This is a genomic window from Flavobacterium gossypii (assembly GCF_014138495.1).
Lineage (GTDB): Bacteria > Bacteroidota > Bacteroidia > Flavobacteriales > Flavobacteriaceae > Flavobacterium > Flavobacterium endophyticum.
In genome coordinates this window covers 875,060-895,542 of record NZ_JACJIS010000001.1, presented here as the reverse complement: position 1 = coordinate 895,542, position 20,483 = coordinate 875,060, and the positions used below count along the sequence as shown (strand labels likewise).

Sequence of the window (20,483 nt, the reverse complement as noted above, 5' to 3'; positions counted from 1 at the left end):
AAAAAAGATTTATTTCTAATTTAGAAAACTCATATATGGATATGTTAAGTTTATATTCGAAGATGGGATATTATCCTAGATTTTCTATAAATTCTTTTGCCATAGCAAGCGTTAACTCAGGAGCTTCTTTATGCGGCGTATGCCCGACCTCCGGAATACTATACAACAAAGCCTTCCCGCTCACTTGGCTGACTGTTTTTTCTGCCTGTTCCATAGTACCGTATTCATCGGCTTCGCCCTGTACAAACAAAAGTGGACAGGTGATTCCCGATAAAAAAGATTCGATATTCCATTCCCTAAAATCATCCCGCGTCCATGTTTCGGTCCAGGCCTTAAACAGCGTATCGACCTTGTCGCGGTGGTATTTCTGCAGGCGTTCCGGCAGGCTGGTGGTCTTATAGGCTTCCATGGCTTCGCGGATACCCTGCAAGGTGACTTCTTCTACAAAAATATGAGCGGCTTCGCAGATTACGGCTCGGATTCTTTGTCCGTAACGGCTTGCGGTAATCAAGGCGATAGAACCGCCGTCGCTGTGACCGAATAAGAGGGCATTATGAATGTCTAGCGCGGCCAGCAGTCCGTCCAATACGGCCGCTTCCGTTTCCAGATAGCGTACGGGCCTTTCGTGCGTGAGCATTGGGGCCGACTTGCCATAGCCCAATCGGTCATACACCAGAACATTGCATTGGGCGGCTTCGGCCAGCTTCTGCGGAAAATCGCGCCATAGCGCCGTACAGCCCAAAGAGTCGTGCAGGAAGACCAAGGTCGGGCGGTCTTTGCGCGTATTGTGGAATTCGATATAAAGTTCTTGTCCGTTTATAGTAATCAGCCTGCCGTTATTTTGTGGTGTCATCGAGGGCATACGAGTTAGGTTGTGGGCATTTTTTGGAGTATCGGCTTTAGTGAGAAGGCTCTTTCTGCTCTCCCCATTCGTCCATCAATTCCAAGATTTCCCGAAGCGAATGGCCCAGTGCTGTCAGCTCGTATTCTACCTTGGGCGGCACCTGCGGGTAGACGATACGGTTTACGAGTCCGTCCTGCTCCAGTTCTTTCAGTTTTGAAATCAGCATGCGTTCCGAGATGCCTTCGAGGCGGGCGCGGAGCGCGCTGTAGCGGAGCCTGTCTTCGTTGAGCAGGTAGCTGAGGATGTTGATCTTCCAGCGCCCGCCGATGAGAGAGAGCGTGGCAGAAATACCGCAATTTTGGTTGAGGTGCTTTTCGTTGATGCTGTTGGTAGAATTCTCTTTGCGCATACGTACTTACTTATTTGTTAGTACCCAACAATTTTGTAGGTTCTGTTATTCCTGCAAGCTAATAAAGATATTTGCAATAACAAAATCACAGTAGTATCATGAAAAAAATCAACACCCTCGTGCATTGGCTGAGCTATGCCTATTATGTCTATGTTTTCGGCTATGCCTCGCTTTTTAAAGTATTCCAGAAAGAATCCATGATGTCCAGCATGCAATCGCTGGGCTTTAATACGGCCTGGACGATCGCCATCGGCATTTTTGAGCTGATAGGCGTCTTGATAGTCGTGGCCGGACTGTGGAAGCCCAAGCTCAAGAACGCCGGCATCCTGTTTTTGGCTCCGTTTGCGGCAGGGGCTTTTACGGCCCATATGGCGCATCAAGAATACCACCATTACTTTGATTCCTTGGCGATGTGCGTCCTGACCGTCGTGTTATTGTATACCGACAAGCAGTTTAAGATTACGCTATAAGCAAGCCGGCTGCTGGACGCCATAGGATAGACCTATTTTTATGGGGCTGCCGTTTCTTGACGGCAGCCTTTTTTTAGTTGTAAAAATACAGGCATATAAAGAAAGCTGCTATATTTGGTCATCGGGCATCAAGGCAGCACGGGCTGTCGGCCGCTATACCAATTACTAGAACAGCAGCAATGGGATTATTTGGTTTTTTTGACAAGAAAGAAAACGATTCGCCTGCCAAGGAAGATCTGGACAAGGCAAAAGAATATTTTGACAAGGGCGAGTTTCAGGAAAGCCTGCGCGCCTTGTCTTGGGGTTTTAAAAAAGACGCGGGCCATAAGCCGCTCTATAGGCTGGCAGCGGACAGCCTCAAGCAGCTGGGCGGTTATGACGAACAAGAACTCTTTGAAGCCGTCTATCGCGACATGCGTAATGCCGAAGGATTCGATGTCTTGGGCAGCTTTTATTTTGAACAGCAGTATTATGACATGGCACAGGCCTTTTATGAAAAAGCGGTCGAGCTGCAGCCCGATAACGAAGAGGCGCGGCACAACCTTGCCATCTGTTATGCAAGGCAGTTTGAGGTAGGGAAAGCCGTTGAAGTGCTAAAGAAATCAGACCTTGGCGACTTCTGGAATATGTATTTTTTGAACAAGTGCAAGCTGCTGGATGGGCAATTAGACGGAGTGGCAGAAGCTGTGGCGGGCCTGAGGGCTGTTATCGATACGTATCCCAACGAAGAAGAAATTGAAATACCAAGAATGAAGATTGTAGAACTGGAGGAAACGCTGCAGCGCTACAATACGGTAGCCGAAGCGCAGACGCACATACGCGACTGGCAGTACATACAATACGGCGGCGTGATGCTGGACTTTTTTGAAAGGGAAGACAGCGACGATTATGTGGCAGGCGGCAGGTATGTGGCAAGCTGGGGTTCTAACGAATCGATAAAGGCGGCAGCCGAAAAGCTGGCGCGACTGGCGGACAGGCTTTCGGTTTCTTTCCGAGACATTGCGGCACTTCCGGATCGGGATTCTGAGATTATCGGAAGGCTGCTGGCCAGGCAGCTCGGCATAGGCTTCTGCACCTACAGTCCGGAAAGCGAACACGAGGGCAGCCTTATCGTTGCCGCAGACAGCTCGCTGCTGATGGAGTACCAAGAGCTGGGCACCATACGCAACGGCCAGATTGTCTTTTCGCTGAACCATAGCTGGCTGGATGCTGCGGCCGTGACGCCGGATATTATCGGCTTTATGACGCAGACGTATGTGTTTCCGTGGAACGGAGGGGGCTTTAAGTTGACAGATCCAGAGCAAGGGACTTTAGAAGAAACGCAGCCAGACAGCCGCCAGCCCGAAGAAATCGCAGCCGATATTTTTAATGCGGAATCCGAAGAGCCTGAAGCAGACCCGCATCTTGAGTTTTATGCTTCCCGAAGGGACTACCTGAAAGGAATAGGCTCGGAGGCAGGCAGCAGCAGGTATGTTTTTATGATCGAGAGCCCAGTGCCGGGATCTTATTTTGCCTAGGACAGATAGGAAGGGGATGCCAACCTATCCAGTTAAAATAAAAAACACAGGCGTAGCGTTTAAGCTGTAAAGCAGAAGCATTTCGCAGCCTGCAAAAAACCAGAACAAGATGAAAAATATAGTGGCATTTCTTTTCCTTTTTATCGGAGTCGGCAGCGTGCAGGCAGACTGCGCGATGAGCGGCATGGATTTTTTTCCGAGGCAGAAAGAAATCTCCCTGAATCCGATGTTTATTGTCCAAGGCTATTCCCGCAGCCAGAAGACCATCGAAAGTTTTGGCAGCAGAAAGGCCTACTTGAAGGATGCTGAGGGACAGATTACCGAATTGCAGCTTGTTGAGGTTCTGAAAGGACGCAGGGGCGTATCGCAGGCTCTTTTCAAGGTGTCGGGAACCTTGTTGCCCGACAGGCGCTATACCTTGCACTTTGAAGGGGAGACGGAAGCAGAGGCAGCGGAGATGCAGCGAAACGATCCGTCGACCGGAAAAAGAGAACGGGTCTATTGGCAAACGGGAACCGTGAACGAGCAGCCAGCGCCCGACCCTGCCACCAAGATAACCTATGTAAGCAATAAATGGCAGGTATTTGGGTGCGGCGATGCCGCAAACGCCATCTTCAAGAGCAAGGCAGGCGGAAAAAACGAAATCTGGTACAAGGCCGAATTGGTAGAAAACAAGACGGGCGAAAAGACTGTTTTTTATATTCCTTCGGAAGAAGGCAAGTTGTGGGTCGGATTTGACATGTGCGGTGGACCGTTTTCGTATGCCCGTAAAGGAACCTACAAGGTTCGGTTTACGCCGACCAGCATTGACGGAAAACAAGGCGCCATCACCCAGTGGATGACCTTCAAGAGTCCGTATGAGACCGAAAAAGCGTTTGGCGGCTAAGCCTCTTTCCATTTTTACAATTTTTACTGCGCCAGCCTCTTTAGTTTTGTAGGAACAAACACGACAAGAAGATGAACTACCTACTCGCAGGCTTTTTTCTGATGTGCCAGCTGCAGGTACATTCACAGCTGAAATATACAACGACCAATGTCGGGCTCGTCAAGCTTATAGAGGCCAAGAAATATGCAGGAAAGCAATTCCAGCTTGTGGTCGATATCAAAAGCCAGCCTGCCGATTCCATCAGCGGCAGCGCAATCATGAGCCTGCAGACAAAAAAACAGGATTGGGACTATATCAACAGCGCCCGCCAAGGAGCCAGGGTGCCTAGCGGTACCGCAGGGTGGAATACCTATACCGTCAGCGGTACCATTGATGCCGAAGCACATAAGATATGGGCGATGCTGGTTACCTACGGCAATGGCGACTTTTGGTTTGATGCGGTCCGGTTCAAGATCAAAGAAGGCGAGGGGTGGACAGACATACCGGTAGAGAACGGCGATTTCGAAAAATCGCCTGCCCAAAATCCGCTCAAGGGATTCAAGAATGCCGAGTCGGCCACGAAGAAAGGGGTCTCTGCTTCTTTGGAGAAGGAAAGCGGCCGAGGGCAGTTCCTGCACATCCATGCCGAGGGCGGCACTATCGTCAACACGGCACTGTACGGCAATAATGCCGAAGCGGGCAGCTATGTCACGAGCGCAGGCACAAAAATCTATTATGAAATCTATGGACAGGGCGAACCTTTGCTACTGCTGCATGGCAACGGCGGTTCGATCAGCAGTTTTGTCGGACAGATCGAAGCGTTTTCTAAAAACTATAAGGTCATAGCGGTAGATACTCGAGGGCAGGGCAAGAGCCTAGATACGACAACACGCTATTTTTCATACAATCAGTTTGCCGACGACATGAAGATGCTGCTGGATTCGCTCCACCTGAAACAGGTAAGCCTCGTGGGCTGGAGCGATGGGGGCAATACGGGATTGCTGCTGGCAAGCAAATATCCAGACTATGTCAAGAAGCTGGTTACTATGGGGGCCAACCTCAACCCTTCGGACAAGGCGCTGGATAAAAAGATACTCAAGCAGGTGGCCAAGGACCTGAAAGAGATGAAGGACCAAAAGGATGCAGATCCTGTGGTTATCCGCCTGATGGAAATGCTGCTGAAGGAACCGAACATCAGTCCGGAGAGCCTCGGCACCATCACGGCCCAGACGCTGGTGATGGCGGGAGAGCATGACCTGATACTGGAAGAGCACACGAGGCTTATAGTTGCCAGCATTCCGGGCGCGCAGCTGCTGCTGCTCAAAGGGCAGACGCACAACGTGGTAGCCGACAATCCGGAGCTGTTTAACAAGGAAGTACTCGAATTTTTAAAGAAATAACAAGAGATGCATATGTTTATGAAAGACAAGAGTAAAGACATGAGCCATATCGTCAAGACCCAAAGAAACGTGATCGGAGGGGAGAATTGGTATGGAGAGAATTTCAAGAATAAGATCGACGGACTTACGGAAGCGCAGGCTTTTGAACGTCCGGTTGCCAGAGTGCATACCGTGGCAGAGCTGATCTCGCACATCACGGTATGGAGGGACTCGATTATCGGAAAGCTGAAAGGCCAGCCTACGGGACTGACGATGGAGAGTCCGGAGAACTGGAAAGACAACGAGCTCCTCATGCAGGAGGGCTGGGAACGGCTCAAAAGGGAGTTTTATGAAAGCGCCGAAACATTGATTAGCCTTTTGGAAAAACGCGAGGATGCTTTTTTGGAGGAAACCTATAACGGGAACGGCCACGATTGGAGAGGGCTCCTGGAGGGGCTTATACAGCACGATATCTACCATCTGGGTCAGATTGCGATAACTTTAAAATTAATGGAATAGGCCTGCAGCGCAGGCTTGTCTTTTTGCTGGCAGCGCCAAGGATACGGCTTGCTGTCTGGGCAATGGCAGCATTTGCCTTGTTCAAACTCAATCCAATAAACAACACTTACCGATAATGAAAAAAATGATTGCCCTATCCCTGTTGCTTTTTGTCTCGCTTGATGGCTATTCACAAGCCGACAGCATCAAGAATTATGTTGCCGAAGCTTTAGGCGTGATGAAGCAGTATTCTGTAAACAAACACCGGCTCGATTGGGACAAGCTGTACCGCACGGCCTATGATTCTGTAAAAAAATGCAAGACCCTACGCGAGACCTATCCGTCGCTTGTACAGGCGCTTCACAGTCTAGAAGACAGCCATTCTAATTTTGCAGTTCCCGAAATGGTAGCGCAGTATTCCCAACGCTACGATTTTCCGAAAGCAAAAGACAGCCTGATAGTGGGCAAGTATGCCTATATTACGATTCCGCCAATAGGAAACTTCAACAAGGAAGATTGGAAAAAGTACGTAGGATTGGTGTATGAAAAAGCAGCAAGGCTCGACAAGGCCAATCCTGAGGCATGGATTATCGATCTGAGGGATAACGACGGCGGCATGTTCCATCCGATGTATGCGGCCATACAGCCGTTTCTGGACAAGAAAAAGGTGGTGGGCGATATCGACCCGCAGGGCAAGACAAGGTACTTTTCGTATTCGGGCGGAAAGGTGTTTTATGACGGCAAGCTGGATCATGTGTTCGAAAACAGGCTAGTGAAATTAAAAACGGCTTCTAGGCCTATTTTTATACTGACAAGCAAAAAAACGTCGAGTTCGGGAGAGTTTACGGCGGTAAGTTTTGTGGGACAGAAAAACGTAAGGCTGGTAGGGAAGAATACGCAGGGGCTGACATCTGCCAATACGGAGTACAAGCTTTCTGACGGCGCCATGCTGATATTGACGGTAGGGAATCTGGTAGACCGAAACAAGAAAGAATATAAGGTCATTGGTGAAGGGATAACGCCGGATATTCTGGTGAAGGGCAACGAGCTGCAGGAGTATGTAAATGAAATCGAGACGTATCTCAAGGCCAAAAAATAGGAGAGCACCTTGCCAAGAAATGGCTTTTTGGTTATATTTGGTACAGGATACTTTATACAAAAACAGCAGACCCAATACCCGATGAAAACGCATACCACCAACTACAAAGATACTTTTATCGAGGCGGCAGAAGACTGTCCGGCCACAAAAGGAGAACTGCCGCCTGTAAAGGGAGATGCTAAAACGATAGCGAATATCCAGTTTGACCTCTTGAGCAGGAACCCGTATCAATTTACGTCAGACGATATACTCTTTCAGGTATATGCACTGCGCAACGACCTGTCTCCAAGCGAGCTCGCGGCGGCAAGGGAACAGTTCTTTTCAAAAGGGCAGGCGTGTCTCCGGACTTCGCCGCTGACAAAACGCTACGGCTGGGGCATCCACAACGACAGCAACGGAAAGGTAGCGCTGTACGGACGCGAAACGGATACTTATGAAGCGTTTCGAAAGGACAAGAACCTTAAGATAGTAAAGGCCGTAAGGTCGCGCAAATAGCCTGTCTGTGATAGATACAATAAAAAAGCCCTGCAACAGCAGGGCTTTTTTATGGCCTAAGACATCAATAGGGTTTTATGACCTGTCCGGTGTTGGCGCCAAAGACGCTTTTGCGGAAGCCGTATTCCAGCTGTTTCATGGTCACGGGAATATCGCCGGGAAAGAAAGGGAAATACTGGGGCGAATCTTCGATCACGGTAGGGCTTACGGCATTGATTCGGATGCCGTTTTCTAATTCGATGGCGGCGGCGCGCACAAAAGCCTCGACGCCTCCGTTGGCGGCCGATGCGCTGGCAAAGTTCAGTACCGGCTCTTGTGCCAGCGCTCCGGTAATCAGGGTGAAGGAGCCTTTCGGGTTGATATAGTGCTGGCCTATGAGTACCAGGTTGACCTGTCCCATCAGCTTGCCGTCGATTCCTTTTTGGAATTCTTTTCCGGTCATGGTCTTCCATGGGCCTACATACGAAGGTCCTGCGGTAGAGATGAGCGCATCAAAAGGTCCTGCCTGCCTGAACATATTTTCTATGGATGCGGCAGAGGTGATATCGGTTGGTATGTCGCCGCTTTTGGAAGCTACTCTTATGATTTCGTGTTCTTTTTCAAATGCGGCTGCCAGGTGTCTTCCCATGGTTCCGGTTGCGCCTACGATTATGATTTTCATGTCTTGTGATTTTTTTAAGTGGGTAGGATGAGCGTCTTAAAACGCCTCGAAAATTAGCTTTTTGCTTGCGGCTACGCCCGCCATTGTTCCTGCCGAAACGGCCATGGCCACGGCACGCATGCGGGTAGTGTTATCGCCGCAGGCAAAAATGCCGTCTATGGTCGTCGCCTGAAGGGCATCGACCTTGATATAGCCTTCTTCGGTCAGCTCGCATCCGAGGGCTTCAGGAATACTGCAGTGCTGTTCAAAGGGTCTGGGAGCATAGAGGGCTTTCAGCGGTGCTCTTGTACCGTCCTTGAAGGCGATATGGTGGAGGTAGCCATCCACGTGTTCTAGTCTTTCGATTTCTTTTTCGACTATTTTTATACGGTTCTTCTGGATGGCTTCTGCCTGTTCGGGAGTCAGTATGGAAGGGCCGTTGGTGTATAGGGTCAGGTCTTTGGTCCAGTTGGAGATAAGACGGGATACTTCATAGCCGTGTTCTCCGTTGCCGAGTATGCCGGTGGTTTCATTGCGCACTTCGTAGCCGTGGCAATAGGGGCAGTGGATGGCAGAAATTCCCCAGCAGTCGGAAAATCCGCTTATTTCGGGCATGATATCGCGTACGCCCGTAGCAAAAATCAATTGCCCGGCATGGAAGGTCTCGCCTGATGCGGTCTGGATTTCAAAACCACTGCTCGTCTTCTTGCCGCCAGTAGCAAGCCCGATGAAAAAGGAAACGGTATCATAGAATTGTACCTGCAGTTTGGCCAGGGTTGCGATGGCCGCAGGCGTGTTTCCGTCTTGGGTAAGGAAGTTATGGGAATGGGGCGTCTGCGCATTGCAGGGCTTGCCGCTGTCGATGATCAGGACTTTTTTCAAGGCTCTTCCTAGAGCCATGCCTGCAGCAAGTCCGGAGTAGCTGCCGCCGATGATGATTACATCAAATGTGCTGTTGTCTTTCATGTCGTCGTATTTTGAAAATGGAGTTATTGAAAATGGGAGGGCCAGTGCTGTCATGGCGAGCCCGCCCTGCTTGATAAATTCGCGTCGGGAGGGAGAAGCCGGGAGTTTTTTTCTTGCCTTCATCTCGGACTGTTTTTAGGGTCTTTGGGCAAAAGCCTTCGGAGGATAAAATCGACCAAGGGAACGCCGATAAAAATGATCCACGGAACCAAAGCCAGCGTGAGCAGTAGGGTTCGCTGGTATAAGGGCAATACGGATAAGGGCTTTCCGAACAGGTAGAGAAACAGCGTGATAGAGGGATAGATAACTACCCATATCTTGAGAGAAGCCAGTAGTTTCATTCTTGTTTTCATACAGCTTGCGTTTGAAGTGTTAGTACAAGTGCAAAGTTACTTCTGGATGCAAGGGGAAGGATAGGACAAAAATAAAGTTGAATAGGACTTATTTGAAATTATGGCGGAAGGCTTCTGGCGAGAGGCCGATATGTTTTTTAAAGAAACGGATAAAATAGGAAACGTCTTCATAGCCAAGATTGTAGGCAATCTGGTTTACTTGGTTCGAGGTAGCGAGCAGCTGTCTTTTGGATTCTAACAGGAGGTGTTCGTTGATCAATTCGGAAGGCGTCTTGTCCATTACTGCTTTTGTGATGGAATTGAGCTGGTAGGCAGAAAGGTGCAGCAGGTCGGCATAATAAGAAACCTGCTTGTGCTGGGTGCTGTTGGCTTCGAGAAGGTCTAGGAACTTATCAAGCTGTTCTTGTACATAGGGATTGATGGCAGCAGCGCCGGTCTCCCTGTTTTTGCGGTGCCGGACGAGCTCGATAAAGAAAATGCTGAGGTTGGATTTGATGACTTCGTCATAGCCTTCTTGTTTGTCGGTATACTCTTTTAGGATATCCGCAAGGATGGAATCTAGCTTTTGGAAGGTTTCGGAATCGAGCGAGCAGAAGTTCTTGTTGCTTGCCTTGCCCAACAGCCTTTGCGAGAGCTTGTTTTGGGAATAGAAAAAATCATTGCGGAATTGGATGAGGTATCCTGTGCTGCCTGCCTTTAAGGTGAGCTTGTGCACCTGCCTCGGGCGCATCAGGAACACGGAATGGTTGCATACTTCATATGGCGTAAAGTCGATTTCATGGAAGCCCGTACCGTTTTTAAGGATCAGGATAAAGAAGAAATCGTGCCTGTGGAGTTCCTGCACCATGTCTTTTTCTGCCAGCAGCTCTTGGATATCCCGTATGCTGAAGCCGCCGGACAGGCCGGGTTCTTTTTGAGTTTCGGAGATATGCCGTACCGGAATTTTATCCATACTACCAGATAATGCTGCAGGGTTGCTTTTATGAGATTCAAATATAGCAAAAAAATGGGTTGGGGTGTCGGGCTTAACGGGCCAATAAAAAAGCCCTGCATGGGCAGGGCTTCTGTTTTTAGTTCTTGACTATTTTGTCTCGGAAGACTTGTCCGTCAGCGGTCTCTACCGTAATCAGGTAGATTCCAGAGGAATAGTTGCCGAGTTCTAATTGCAACGACGTTTCGTTTTTGGCTTCGTGCGTTGCGATCACTTTTCCGTCGAGCGTAGCCAGCGTTATTTTTGATAACTCTGCATGGTCTACAGAAAGGTTCAGTGTCGATTGTACCGGATTCGGGTAGGCCATAAGGGCTGATATAGCGGCAGACTTGTCAGAGAGTCCCTGCTGTCTTGCTTTTGGCTTCCCGCATGGCGCAATATGAGCCAGAAACAAGGCACCCGATTTGATATAGACATCGTCTTTGAGCTCTACCAAGACTCCTGCACGAAGCGTGCTGTCGTAGCCCGGACTCACTCCATAGCCGGAGGAACCCACTACGGTATTGGAAGCCTGATGCAAGACAGGTGTCGTTGTTTCGTAGGTAGTGAGGGTGATGTCGGGCACGCATCCTTGGGCCTGCAGCTGTACTGCCCCAAGAATGAAGGTCAGAAAGAGTATACATTTTCTCATAGCATCTTATTTTTTAGCGGCTAGGCTTTGTACCATTTCTCTCAATTCTTTCAGCTCTTCGGCTTGTTTTTCATTGATTTTGTTCTGCTCGATGATATAAAGCGTCAGTTCTTCTATTTTCTCTTGCTGGATTTTTGCCATCTCGCCTACAGAAATACCGTCTTGCTCGACTTGTTTTGCAGACGGCACATTCATAAGGTGTCCTTTTTCGGCAATGTGCTGCTCTACTTCTTTTAGGGATGGAAGCTTGTAGCTTTCTTCAAAAACATAGTCGGCCCAGGTGGTAGCTACGCGGATTTCTTCTGCAAGAAGTCCTCCCTTGACGAAGAATTTATAGCCTGATACATCTACAGAGCCTGCTGTTGAAGGGAAATCTGTAACGTTGATTCCGACTTTTCCAGTTGCGAATTCTCCTTTGATAAGCGGATTAGGCTGGGAATAGTTGTAGTTTTCTACGATAAAAGCGCCGTCTATAGTCTGGCTGAATCCGGATCGGATGCCCAAGAAAACGTTTCCTTCGCCTATAGTTCCTTCTCCTGCACCAGCGCCCACATAGACATTGTAGCCTCCTGAACTGTTGTTTCCGGATTCAAGGCCTAGGAACGTGCTGTGCGTGTCGTTGTTTAAATAACCCGAATAGGCGCCCACGTAGGTATTGGAGTGCCCGTTGGTTTCATCTCCGGCAGCAATACCGACAAAGGTATTTGCAAAACCGGAACTGTTGCTTTGTCCGGCATAAGACCCTAGGAAGGTATTTCCCCAGTTGGCATTATACTTTCCGCTGAAGTTACCGATAAAGGTATTGTGGTTGCCCAATGTGTTGGTCATACCGGCTTCATACCCGTAATAGGTGTTTTGTCCGGCGCCGCCGCTTCCGGCATTGAGACCGCCGCTCGTTAAGAAGCTGTTGGATTGAACATTTTGCGCATTCGCAAATAAAACGCTTAGGCCAAATAGGCCAATGAATAGTGATTTGGATTTCATTTTACATAAAATTTAATAGGTTAATACTGTAAATTTAAATAATAAGAAGTACCGTTAATCGAAAGATAGGAAATGTAACAAATTCTCGTTTTGCGAATAATAAAGTAAGAAAAAAGTTAGTTTTTTGTTGTTAGTGTTCTGTTCTTCAATGTGTTGGTTTTTATGGTGGTTGTCGCATAGTGTAGTGGTATGGGCTGTCGTATTGGGTTGTGTGAGCTATCCGCAGGAAAATGGTATTGTTTTAGGGCTGCTTAGGCAAGTCCTAGCCGCTATAGGACAGCTAGATGATTCTATAGCATTGATTTGGTTGTCTGTAAATTATTTTTTCCTACATTTACTCCATGAAACAAGCGAGGCATATACTAACGTCCTTTTTATCAGTGTACCTGCTGGTATTGATGGTCTTGCCGTGCAATGATGCGCATGCGCATCCGGAATCGGCGGCCTTGTCTCATGTTTCGCAATTGCAGAACGAACAGCACCATGAAGATTTCTGTACGCCGTTTTGCATCTGCGCCTGCTGTACTACCCCGATTATCATGCAGTCGGTTGCTGTTTTTGAAGTGCCTTATTTTGAAAATTCCTATACAAAAACGCCAAGTTTTTACAAATCGATCGCATCCAGTTTCTTCGGGTCGATCTGGCAGCCGCCGCAATTAGTATAATGTTTTGCCGATGAGAGTCGGCTGATTTATCGCGGGATTTCCGCAAACGAATCCGGATACTTTCGGATAGAATCAACATTATAGTAATTTATAATCTATGTTAGACAAGATTATCCATTTCAGCATCCATAATAAATTTATTATCGGACTGTTTACGCTGGCACTGGTCGTTGTGGGAGGCTATTCGCTTTATAACCTTCCGATCGATGCCCTGCCAGACATTACCAACAACCAAGTACAAGTCATTACGAGCTCGCCTACTTTGGCTACGCAAGAAGTAGAGCAGTTTATCACCTATCCTATCGAACAGGCTGTAAAGCCGATTCCCAAAATCGTCGAATTGCGTTCCATCAGCCGTTTCGGGCTGAGCGTCGTGACTGTCGTTTTTGAAGAGGATGTAGATATCTATTGGGCCCGAGCCCAGATATCGGAACGCATCAAGGAGGCAGAAAATGCCATTCCGAAAAATGTAGGCACGCCCGAAATGGCACCTGTGAGCACGGGACTTGGGGAGATTTATCAGTATGTCGTATTTCCTAAAAAGGGCTACGAAGACCAATACAATGCGACCGACCTGCGTACCATACAAGACTGGATCATCAAGCCGCAGCTGATCGGAACGCCGGGCGTAGCAGAAGTGAATACCCTGGGCGGCAACCTCAAGCAGTATGAAATTGCCGTGCAGCCAGACAAGCTGAAGAGCATGGATGTGACCATTCCTGAGATATTTGAGGCGTTGGAATCGAACAATGAGAATACGGGCGGCGCTTATATCGACAAAAAGCCGTACGCTTATTTTATACGCGGTATCGGGATGGTGAGCAACATCGACGACATCAGCAAGATTGTAGTAAAAAACCAGAACGGGATTCCGATCCTGATACGCGACATCGCAAAGGTACAGATAGGCAGCAGCATCCGCTATGGCGCCGTGACCAAAGACGGTAAAGGCGAAGAGGTGAGCGGCATGGTCATGATGCTCAAGGGCGAGAACAGCGGCGAAGTCGTGAAGAGAGTAAAGGAGAAGATGGAACAGATCAAGAAATCGCTCCCGGAAGGAGTTTCCATCGAACCGTTTATGGACCGTACGAAATTGGTCAACAAGGCCATCCATACCGTGCAGACCAACTTGATTGAGGGAGCCCTTATCGTCATTTTTATATTGGTCTTGCTGCTCGGAAACTGGCGTGCCGGACTGGTCGTGGCTTCCGTGATTCCGCTGGCCTTGCTGTTCGCAATCGCCATGATGCGGCTTTTCGGCGTAAGCGGCAACCTGATGAGCTTGGGAGCAATCGATTTCGGGATCATTGTCGACGGGGCGGTGATTATCGTAGAAGCCATCATCCACAGGCTGCAGGTCCGAAAAAAGGAGGTGCTTACTGCAGAACAGATGGACAATGAGGTATACCAAGCCTCGGTAAAAATAAGAAGCAGTGCGGCCTTTGGCGAGATTATCATCTTGATTGTCTACCTGCCGATCTTGGCGCTGGTCGGCATTGAAGGAAAGATGTTCAGCCCGATGGCACAGACGGTTTCGTTTGCCATCTTGGGAGCCTTTATACTTTCGCTTACCTATGTGCCGATGATGAGCGCGCTGGTCTTGAAAAAAGAGACAGGTCATACTAAAAATATAAGCGACAGGATTATTGAGGCGATTACGCGATTCTACAGTCCAATACTGCAGAAGGCGCTACAAATCAAAGGAATTGTCATTGCTGCGGCTGTAGGATTGTTTGCCGTATCGTTGTTCGTGTTCAGTTCGTTAGGGGGAGAGTTTATCCCTACGTTAGACGAAGGAGACATTGCAACCCATTTGATTATTGCCTCTGGCAGCTCGCTTTCGCAGGAAATCGAGGCGACAACCAAAGCGGAGCAGCTGCTCAAGGCCAAGTTTCCGGAAATCAAGATGGTGGTGACCAAGATAGGGAGCGCCGAAATTCCGACCGACCCGATGCCGATTGAGGCAGGAGACATGATTATCTTGCTGAAAGACCGAAAAGAGTGGACATCGGCCAAGACCAAGGAGGAATTGATGGAGAAGATGGAAAAAGCCCTGCAGGATATTCCGGGTGCTACGACCGAATTCTCACAGCCGATACAGATGCGCTTTAATGAACTGATGACAGGCGTGCGGAGCGATGTAGCCGTTAAGATATTCGGAGACGATATCGACATGCTCGTGAGCAAGGGCGATGAGGCATTGCAGCTGATTCAGGGCGTGGAAGGTGTTTCTGATGCCAAGCTCGAACGCGTTGCGGGACTGCCGCAGATTACGGTACGCTACAACAAAGACAAGCTGGCGCTTTATGGATTGAACATTGGCGACCTGAACCGGGTTATTCGCATCGGCTTTGCCGGAGAGGCGGCAGGGGTGATTTATGAAAAAGAAAAAAGGTTTGATCTGGTGGTACGTCTGGAAGCCGACAGCCGACAGGATATCTCTAACTTGAAATCGTTGTTTATTACGCTGCCGTCTGGCAACCAGATTCCGCTGGAGCAGGTGGCCGACATCAAGTATGAGGATGGCCCGATGCAGATCAGCCGCGAGGATGGAAAGCGCAGGATTGTTGTCGGTTTTAACGTGAGAGGCAAGGACGTGAAGGGCGTTGTTGAAGAAATCCAGGCCAAGCTAGACAAGAGCCTCGTGCTTCCAGAGGGTTATTATACTACGTATGGCGGACAGTTTGAAAACTTGATTGATGCGAACAAGCGCTTGATGGTGGCGGTTCCGATTGCGTTGGGACTGATTTTTATCTTGCTGTATTTTACCTTCAATTCTGTAAAACAGTCGCTGTTGATTTTTACGGCAATTCCGTTATCGGCCATCGGAGGCATTTTTGCCTTGTGGATTCGGGGCATGCCGTTCAGCATTTCGGCGGGAGTCGGATTCATTGCATTATTCGGGGTTTCGGTATTAAACGGAATCGTACTGATAGCCTATTTCAATCAATTAAAAAAAGAAGGAATGAACGATATTTATGAACGTATAAAAGAAGGAACAAAGGTGAGATTGCGACCAGTTATCTTGACGGCTTCCGTAGCTTCCTTAGGCTTTCTGCCAATGGCCATCAGCAGTAGTGCGGGTGCAGAAGTACAAAAGCCGTTAGCTACCGTAGTAATCGGCGGCTTGCTGACTGCAACGATCTTGACGCTGATTGTACTGCCGATCTTGTATTATTATTTTGAAAAAGGATTTAAAAGGAACAAAAACACGACATTGCTCTCAATCGTAATCTTGGCGCTTTTTACAGCCAATGCCAACGCTCAAGAAGTTCCAAAAAGCCTCGATTTAAAGCAGGCCATCGAGTCAGGAATAAAGAACAATTCGCTGATCCAATCGTCTGAGCTGGAAAGCAAGATGCAGTCGCAGCTAAAAGGCACTGCATTTGATCTGCCGAAGACGGAAGTGACGGGAACGTTCGGGCAGATTAATTCGAATGCACAGGATAAGAATTTCAGCATATCCCAAACGTTCAGTCCGTTTCAATATGGTGCAAGAAGAAAGCTGCTGATTGAGAACAGCAACTTGAGTCAGCTGAAAGCGGGAGTGACCCGACAGGAAATTACGTTCAACATCCGTCAGTCGTGGAATGCGATATTGTATTATTCTGAATTGAACAAGATGCTTTCTAAGCAGAACAGCCTTATGCAAAAGTTCGTGCGTTCAGCTTCGCTTCGTTTTGATACGGGCGAGACAAATTCGCTGGAAAAAACGACAGCCGTGGCAAAGCAGCAGGAACTGGAACAACGAATCAAGCAGAACGAAGCCATGATCTGGGTCGAAAAATCCAAAATCAAGACTTTTTTGAATCGGAAAGAGGATTTTGCCGTGAGCGATACTGCTTTTGCAGCCTTGCCTTCGTTAGCTGTTTTAGACAGTGCTTTGGTGAAGCAGAATCCGAATCTTAAGCTCGCGGAAGCACAAGTGAATGTTGCCGAAGCAAGCCGCAAAGTGGAGAAAGCGGCCTTATTGCCAGACCTTACGGCAGGCTATTTTATACAATCTTTCAAGGGAAGCCAGGAAGTGAACGGCGAAACGGTTTCGTATGATGGCTCGCTGCGTTTTCAAGGATTTTCGGTAGGCATCTCGCTGCCGATTTTTGCAGGAAGCAGTATTGCTAAGATACAGGCTTCTAAGACCAACATTGAAATGCAGCAAAAAAATGCCGACTATATGCAGTCGCAGCTGATCAACCAACACGAACAGCAGCTGCAGCAGTTGCATACGTTTCAGTCGCTGGTCGATTATTATAAAGCCACAGCATTGCCTAATGCAGACCTGATTACTAAAAATGCAGGAAAGGCATATATGAATGGGGACATTTCTTATGTGGAATATGTGCAGGGGCTGGAGACGGCTTTGGGCATCCGAACGAATTATATCAATGCAGTAAATAACTTTAACCAGACTGTAATCAACTTGCAGTTTCTGGCGAATCAATAATATCAAGATGAACAGAAGAACTATAGTATACGGAAGCCTTGCGGCGATTGCGATTGCCCTGATTCTCTATTTTTCGCTCCGTCATACCGAAAATGACGGGCATAACCATGGAGAAGAAACTACAGAAGCGAAACCAAAAGAACAGGCTCCGGTCAAAGAAGTAGAGCTAAACGAAGCGCAATACAAAGCCTCAGGAATCGAACTGGGGACTTTTGCGATGAAAAACCTAAGCGAGGTCGTGAATGCCAACGGCTATACCAAACTGCCGCCTCAGAACCAGGCTGATGTTTCGGTGCACGTAACCGGAATCGTGAAGTCTATAAACGTGATCGAAGGGCAGTCCGTTAAAAAAGGACAGGTGCTGGCGACTATAGAAAGCCCGGAATTTGCTAAATTGCAGGAAGCCTACCTGACTTCGAAAAGCAATCTGGAATTCCTGACGCTGGAGTATGAAAGGCAGAAGACGCTGAGCGAAGAAAACGTGAATTCGAAGAAAGTCTTCCAGAAGACGAAGGCGGAATTTGAGATGGAAAAGGCAAGGCTCAGTTCTTTGAGACAGCAATTGGCGGTGCTCAACTTGAGCGGAAGCAACAGCCCGAGTTCGGTAATGCCTATTCTGGCGCCGATTTCAGGTTATATCACCGAGATCAACATCAAGATAGGAAGCAATGCGGAAGTGGGCAAGCCGCTGTTGAGCATTGTGGATAATTCGCAATTGCATGTCGACCTGCTGGTGTATGAAAAGGATTTGCAGAAGGTAAAGCCGGGGCAGAACATCCGCTTCGTATTGACCAATCAGGACAATACGGAGATTAGCGGGAAGGTCTTTAATGTCGGCAAGGCTTTTGAGAACGAGACCAAATCGGTGGCAGTCCATGCCGATATTGCGAACAAAAGCCAGACGCTGATTCCAGGAATGTATGTCAATGCCTTGATTGATGTGGGTGCCAAAGACGTGCAGGCGCTTCCGGTAGAGGCCGTGATAAAGGCGGAAGGAAGGGAATTTATCTTTATACTGGAAGAGGGGCATGAAGAAGCCTCGCATGATAAAGAAGAGGGGCATTCGCATGAGGACGGGCATGCCCATGAAGAGGCGGGAAAGATGTTCCATTTTCAGCGTATCGAAGTAAAAACGGGCACTTCGCAATTGGGATTCGTACAGGTTTCGGTCTTGCAAAAAATTGATGCCGACGCCAAAATCGTCTTGAAAGGAGCGTATTATATCCAGAGCCACCTGCTGAAAAGCGAGGGGGGCGGAGGCCACCAACATTAACCTAAAAATACAACTATGGCACACGATCATAGCGAAATAGGGCATTCGCACAGCCACGACAGCCAATGGAAAACATATTTTCCGGCTGCAGCCAGCTTCTTGCTTTTGGTGTCGGGAATCTTGCTGGAACAAACCGAAGCGGCATTTTTTAGCTATCCGGTTACGCTTGTCTGGTATATTGCTGCTTACCTTTTGGTGGGATTGAAAGTCAATTATCAAGCGGTAAAGGAAATCCGGAACGGCAATATCTTTTCAGAGTTTTTCCTGATGTCGATTGCCACGATAGGCGCCTTCTTGATTGGAGAATATTCTGAAGGTGTTGCTGTCATGCTTTTTTATGCGATAGGGGAGCTGTTTCAAGATGCTGCAGTCGAAAGGGCACAGCGGAGCATCAAGGCCTTGCTGGACATCCGTCCTGATGAGGTGACTGTAATTCGCAATAATGAGCCTGTAGTAGTCAATCCGTCAGAGGTAGTTCTAGGCGAGATTATCCAGATAAAGCCGGGCGAGAAGGTCGCTTTGGATGGGGAATTGTTATCCGAAACGGCCGCTTTTAATACGGCTGCCCTGACAGGAGAAAGCAAGCCGGATACCAAAACAAAAGGGGAAGCGGTCTTGGCGGGCATGATCAATCTGCAGACTTTGGCCGATGTAAAAGTCACAGCCTTATTTAAAGACAGCAAGCTTTCTCGAATATTGCAGATGGTGCAGGAGGCGACGGCCCGGAAATCAAAAACACAGCTTTTTATTTCAAGGTTCGCTAAGGTCTATACGCCGATTGTAGTTTTCTTGGCTATTGCGATTGTCTCGCTCCCATATCTTTTTGTAGCAAACTATGTTTTTAACGACTGGTTGTACCGCGGGTTGGTTTTCTTGGTGATTTCTTGTCCGTGTGCCTTGGTCATCTCGATTCCGCTGGGTTATTTTGGAGGTATCGGACTGGCTTCGCGAAATGGCATCTTGTTTAAGGGAAGCAATTATCTCGACGTAATGACAAAAGTAGACACGGTGGTCATGGACAAGACGGGAACCTTGACGAAAGGTGTTTTTGAAGTGCAGGAAGTGATAGCTCATACGATTTATAAAGACAAGCTGGTGGTTTTGACGGCGGCTTTGGAAAGCAAGTCGACGCATCCTATTGCAAATGCGATTGTCCGTTATTCGAAAGACAGTTATAAATCCGTTTCGGTTTCAGATGTGGAAGAAATTGCGGGGCACGGACTGTCAGGTACAGTCGAAGGCAGAAAAGTACTGGCCGGAAACCTGAAATTGCTTAAAAAATATGGCATTGCGTACGACAAGGCTATCGAATCGAAAGTGGAAACTATAGTTGTCGTAGCCGTTAATGATGAATATGTAGGTTATTTTACGATTGCAGACGAGCTGAAAGAAGATGCCCAGGTTGCTATTTCGAGACTGCATGAGCTGGGTATCAAAACTGTCATGCTGAGCGGCGACAAGCAGAGTATCGTAGATAAGGTAGCGCAAGAGGTGCAGATTGATGCGGCTTATGGCGACTTGCTTCCGGAGAACAAAGTTGAAAAAGTACAGGAATTGAAGGATAAAGGAAGGACGATAGCTTTTGTCGGCGATGGCGTAAACGATGCTCCCGTGATAGCGCTTGCCGATGCTGGAATTGCCATGGGCGGACTGGGAAGCGATGCTACGATTGAAACTGCAGACATCGTAATCCAGAACGACCAGCCGAGCAAGATTGCTTCTTCGATACAAATAGGCAAGGTGACAAGAAGAATCGTCATGCAGAATATTACGCTGGCTTTTAGCGTAAAAGTGGTCGTGCTTATTTTAGGGGCCGGCGGACTGGCTACGTTATGGGAAGCGGTTTTTGCCGATGTAGGCGTGGCACTGCTGGCTATAGTAAACGCAGTCAGGATCCAAAGGATGAGAATATATTAAATAGAGAAACCATCAATTAAATTGATGGTTTCTTTTTATGCTT

The 20,483-nt window shown here is 48.1% G+C and carries 19 protein-coding genes; 11 read left to right on the top strand and 8 right to left on the bottom strand.

Annotated elements, in window-relative coordinates; translation table 11 throughout:
* Positions 1-70 precede the first annotated feature (70 nt).
* Together GGR22_RS04305 and GGR22_RS04300 are read right to left on the bottom strand one after the other, a co-directional pair.
* Complete coding sequence (locus GGR22_RS04305) at positions 71-853, bottom strand: alpha/beta fold hydrolase (RefSeq protein WP_182492695.1); 783 nt, start codon at positions 851-853, stop codon at positions 71-73.
* Positions 854-899: 46 nt separating this feature from the next.
* Positions 900-1,253 carry a winged helix-turn-helix transcriptional regulator gene (locus GGR22_RS04300; protein ID WP_182492694.1) on the bottom strand — a complete coding sequence of 118 codons (354 nt, stop codon included), beginning with the start codon at positions 1,251-1,253 and terminating at the stop codon, positions 900-902.
* A 119-nt stretch (positions 1,254-1,372) separates the two neighbouring features.
* On the opposite strand from GGR22_RS04300, the gene GGR22_RS04295 reads away from it, so the two are divergent.
* The 7 genes from GGR22_RS04295 to GGR22_RS04265 all read left to right on the top strand — a co-directional run bounded on the left by GGR22_RS04295 (position 1,373) and on the right by GGR22_RS04265 (position 7,576).
* Positions 1,373-1,723, top strand: a complete 351-nt coding sequence (locus tag GGR22_RS04295; RefSeq protein WP_170148740.1) for a DoxX family protein — start codon at positions 1,373-1,375, stop codon at positions 1,721-1,723.
* A gap of 179 nt (positions 1,724-1,902) precedes the next feature.
* On the top strand, positions 1,903-3,240 hold the full coding sequence (locus GGR22_RS04290) for a tetratricopeptide repeat protein (RefSeq protein WP_182492693.1): 1,338 nt from the start codon (positions 1,903-1,905) through the stop codon (positions 3,238-3,240).
* A gap of 109 nt (positions 3,241-3,349) precedes the next feature.
* Positions 3,350-4,126, top strand: a complete 777-nt coding sequence (locus GGR22_RS04285) for a hypothetical protein (RefSeq protein WP_182492692.1) — start codon at positions 3,350-3,352, stop codon at positions 4,124-4,126.
* A 71-nt stretch (positions 4,127-4,197) separates the two neighbouring features.
* The gene (locus GGR22_RS04280; protein WP_182492691.1) at positions 4,198-5,505 is read left to right on the top strand and encodes an alpha/beta fold hydrolase; all 1,308 of its coding nucleotides are present in this window, start codon (positions 4,198-4,200) and stop codon (positions 5,503-5,505) included.
* An 18-nt stretch (positions 5,506-5,523) separates the two neighbouring features.
* A complete protein-coding gene (locus GGR22_RS04275) occupies positions 5,524-6,003 on the top strand; it encodes a DinB family protein (RefSeq protein WP_182492690.1) in 480 nt (159 codons plus the stop codon).
* 115 nt (positions 6,004-6,118) lie between these two features.
* Positions 6,119-7,081, top strand: coding sequence for a S41 family peptidase (locus GGR22_RS04270; protein ID WP_182492689.1), 963 nt, complete (start codon positions 6,119-6,121; stop codon positions 7,079-7,081).
* Between the two features lie 81 nt (positions 7,082-7,162).
* Entirely contained in the window at positions 7,163-7,576 is a 414-nt protein-coding gene (locus GGR22_RS04265) for a DUF6157 family protein (RefSeq protein ID WP_182492688.1), read from the top strand.
* A gap of 64 nt (positions 7,577-7,640) precedes the next feature.
* On the opposite strand, the gene GGR22_RS04260 is transcribed toward GGR22_RS04265, so the two are convergent.
* The 6 genes from GGR22_RS04260 to GGR22_RS04235 all read right to left on the bottom strand — a co-directional run bounded on the left by GGR22_RS04260 (position 7,641) and on the right by GGR22_RS04235 (position 12,141).
* Entirely contained in the window at positions 7,641-8,237 is a 597-nt protein-coding gene (locus GGR22_RS04260; protein ID WP_182492687.1) for a short chain dehydrogenase, read from the bottom strand.
* Positions 8,238-8,273: 36 nt separating this feature from the next.
* A complete protein-coding gene (locus tag GGR22_RS04255) occupies positions 8,274-9,305 on the bottom strand; it encodes an NAD(P)/FAD-dependent oxidoreductase (RefSeq protein WP_182492686.1) in 1,032 nt (343 codons plus the stop codon).
* Entirely contained in the window at positions 9,302-9,535 is a 234-nt protein-coding gene (locus GGR22_RS04250; protein WP_182492685.1) for a hypothetical protein, read from the bottom strand. The genes GGR22_RS04255 and GGR22_RS04250 overlap by 4 nt, the downstream gene beginning before the upstream one ends.
* A gap of 88 nt (positions 9,536-9,623) precedes the next feature.
* Positions 9,624-10,487, bottom strand: coding sequence for a helix-turn-helix domain-containing protein (locus GGR22_RS04245; RefSeq protein ID WP_182492684.1), 864 nt, complete (start codon positions 10,485-10,487; stop codon positions 9,624-9,626).
* A 118-nt stretch (positions 10,488-10,605) separates the two neighbouring features.
* Positions 10,606-11,157 carry a T9SS type A sorting domain-containing protein gene (locus GGR22_RS04240; RefSeq protein WP_121375113.1) on the bottom strand — a complete coding sequence of 184 codons (552 nt, stop codon included), beginning with the start codon at positions 11,155-11,157 and terminating at the stop codon, positions 10,606-10,608.
* Positions 11,158-11,163: 6 nt separating this feature from the next.
* Positions 11,164-12,141: a hypothetical protein gene (locus GGR22_RS04235; protein ID WP_182492683.1), complete on the bottom strand. Its 978-nt coding sequence runs from the start codon at positions 12,139-12,141 to the stop codon at positions 11,164-11,166.
* Between the two features lie 341 nt (positions 12,142-12,482).
* Between GGR22_RS04235 and GGR22_RS04230 the strand changes: the two genes are divergently transcribed.
* The 4 genes from GGR22_RS04230 (at position 12,483) to GGR22_RS04215 (ending at position 20,440) form a co-directional block, all read left to right on the top strand.
* Complete coding sequence (locus GGR22_RS04230; RefSeq protein WP_182492682.1) at positions 12,483-12,806, top strand: DUF6660 family protein; 324 nt, start codon at positions 12,483-12,485, stop codon at positions 12,804-12,806.
* A 97-nt stretch (positions 12,807-12,903) separates the two neighbouring features.
* Positions 12,904-17,250, top strand: coding sequence for a CusA/CzcA family heavy metal efflux RND transporter (locus GGR22_RS04225; RefSeq protein ID WP_182492681.1), 4,347 nt, complete (start codon positions 12,904-12,906; stop codon positions 17,248-17,250).
* 7 nt (positions 17,251-17,257) lie between these two features.
* Positions 17,258-18,523, top strand: coding sequence for an efflux RND transporter periplasmic adaptor subunit (locus tag GGR22_RS04220; protein WP_182492680.1), 1,266 nt, complete (start codon positions 17,258-17,260; stop codon positions 18,521-18,523).
* Positions 18,524-18,538: 15 nt separating this feature from the next.
* Positions 18,539-20,440, top strand: a complete 1,902-nt coding sequence (locus tag GGR22_RS04215) for a heavy metal translocating P-type ATPase (protein WP_182492679.1) — start codon at positions 18,539-18,541, stop codon at positions 20,438-20,440.
* The last annotated feature ends 43 nt before the right edge of the window (positions 20,441-20,483 follow it).

What these genes read in the sequence shown, in the direction of transcription:
- GGR22_RS04215 (WP_182492679.1), top strand. Translation starts at nt 18,539, where the DNA reads ATGGCACACGATCATAGCGAAATAGGGCATTCGCACAGCCACGACAGC.
- GGR22_RS04240 (WP_121375113.1), bottom strand. Translation starts at nt 11,157, where the DNA reads ATGAGAAAATGTATACTCTTTCTGACCTTCATTCTTGGGGCAGTACAG.
- GGR22_RS04230 (WP_182492682.1), top strand. Translation starts at nt 12,483, where the DNA reads ATGAAACAAGCGAGGCATATACTAACGTCCTTTTTATCAGTGTACCTG.
- GGR22_RS04245 (WP_182492684.1), bottom strand. Translation starts at nt 10,487, where the DNA reads ATGGATAAAATTCCGGTACGGCATATCTCCGAAACTCAAAAAGAACCC.
- GGR22_RS04305 (WP_182492695.1), bottom strand. Translation starts at nt 853, where the DNA reads ATGACACCACAAAATAACGGCAGGCTGATTACTATAAACGGACAAGAA.
- GGR22_RS04285 (WP_182492692.1), top strand. Translation starts at nt 3,350, where the DNA reads ATGAAAAATATAGTGGCATTTCTTTTCCTTTTTATCGGAGTCGGCAGC.
- GGR22_RS04270 (WP_182492689.1), top strand. Translation starts at nt 6,119, where the DNA reads ATGAAAAAAATGATTGCCCTATCCCTGTTGCTTTTTGTCTCGCTTGAT.
- GGR22_RS04260 (WP_182492687.1), bottom strand. Translation starts at nt 8,237, where the DNA reads ATGAAAATCATAATCGTAGGCGCAACCGGAACCATGGGAAGACACCTG.
- GGR22_RS04280 (WP_182492691.1), top strand. Translation starts at nt 4,198, where the DNA reads ATGAACTACCTACTCGCAGGCTTTTTTCTGATGTGCCAGCTGCAGGTA.
- GGR22_RS04265 (WP_182492688.1), top strand. Translation starts at nt 7,163, where the DNA reads ATGAAAACGCATACCACCAACTACAAAGATACTTTTATCGAGGCGGCA.
- GGR22_RS04290 (WP_182492693.1), top strand. Translation starts at nt 1,903, where the DNA reads ATGGGATTATTTGGTTTTTTTGACAAGAAAGAAAACGATTCGCCTGCC.
- GGR22_RS04275 (WP_182492690.1), top strand. Translation starts at nt 5,524, where the DNA reads ATGAAAGACAAGAGTAAAGACATGAGCCATATCGTCAAGACCCAAAGA.
- GGR22_RS04250 (WP_182492685.1), bottom strand. Translation starts at nt 9,535, where the DNA reads ATGAAAACAAGAATGAAACTACTGGCTTCTCTCAAGATATGGGTAGTT.
- GGR22_RS04225 (WP_182492681.1), top strand. Translation starts at nt 12,904, where the DNA reads ATGTTAGACAAGATTATCCATTTCAGCATCCATAATAAATTTATTATC.
- GGR22_RS04255 (WP_182492686.1), bottom strand. Translation starts at nt 9,305, where the DNA reads ATGAAGGCAAGAAAAAAACTCCCGGCTTCTCCCTCCCGACGCGAATTT.
- GGR22_RS04220 (WP_182492680.1), top strand. Translation starts at nt 17,258, where the DNA reads ATGAACAGAAGAACTATAGTATACGGAAGCCTTGCGGCGATTGCGATT.
- GGR22_RS04235 (WP_182492683.1), bottom strand. Translation starts at nt 12,141, where the DNA reads ATGAAATCCAAATCACTATTCATTGGCCTATTTGGCCTAAGCGTTTTA.
- GGR22_RS04300 (WP_182492694.1), bottom strand. Translation starts at nt 1,253, where the DNA reads ATGCGCAAAGAGAATTCTACCAACAGCATCAACGAAAAGCACCTCAAC.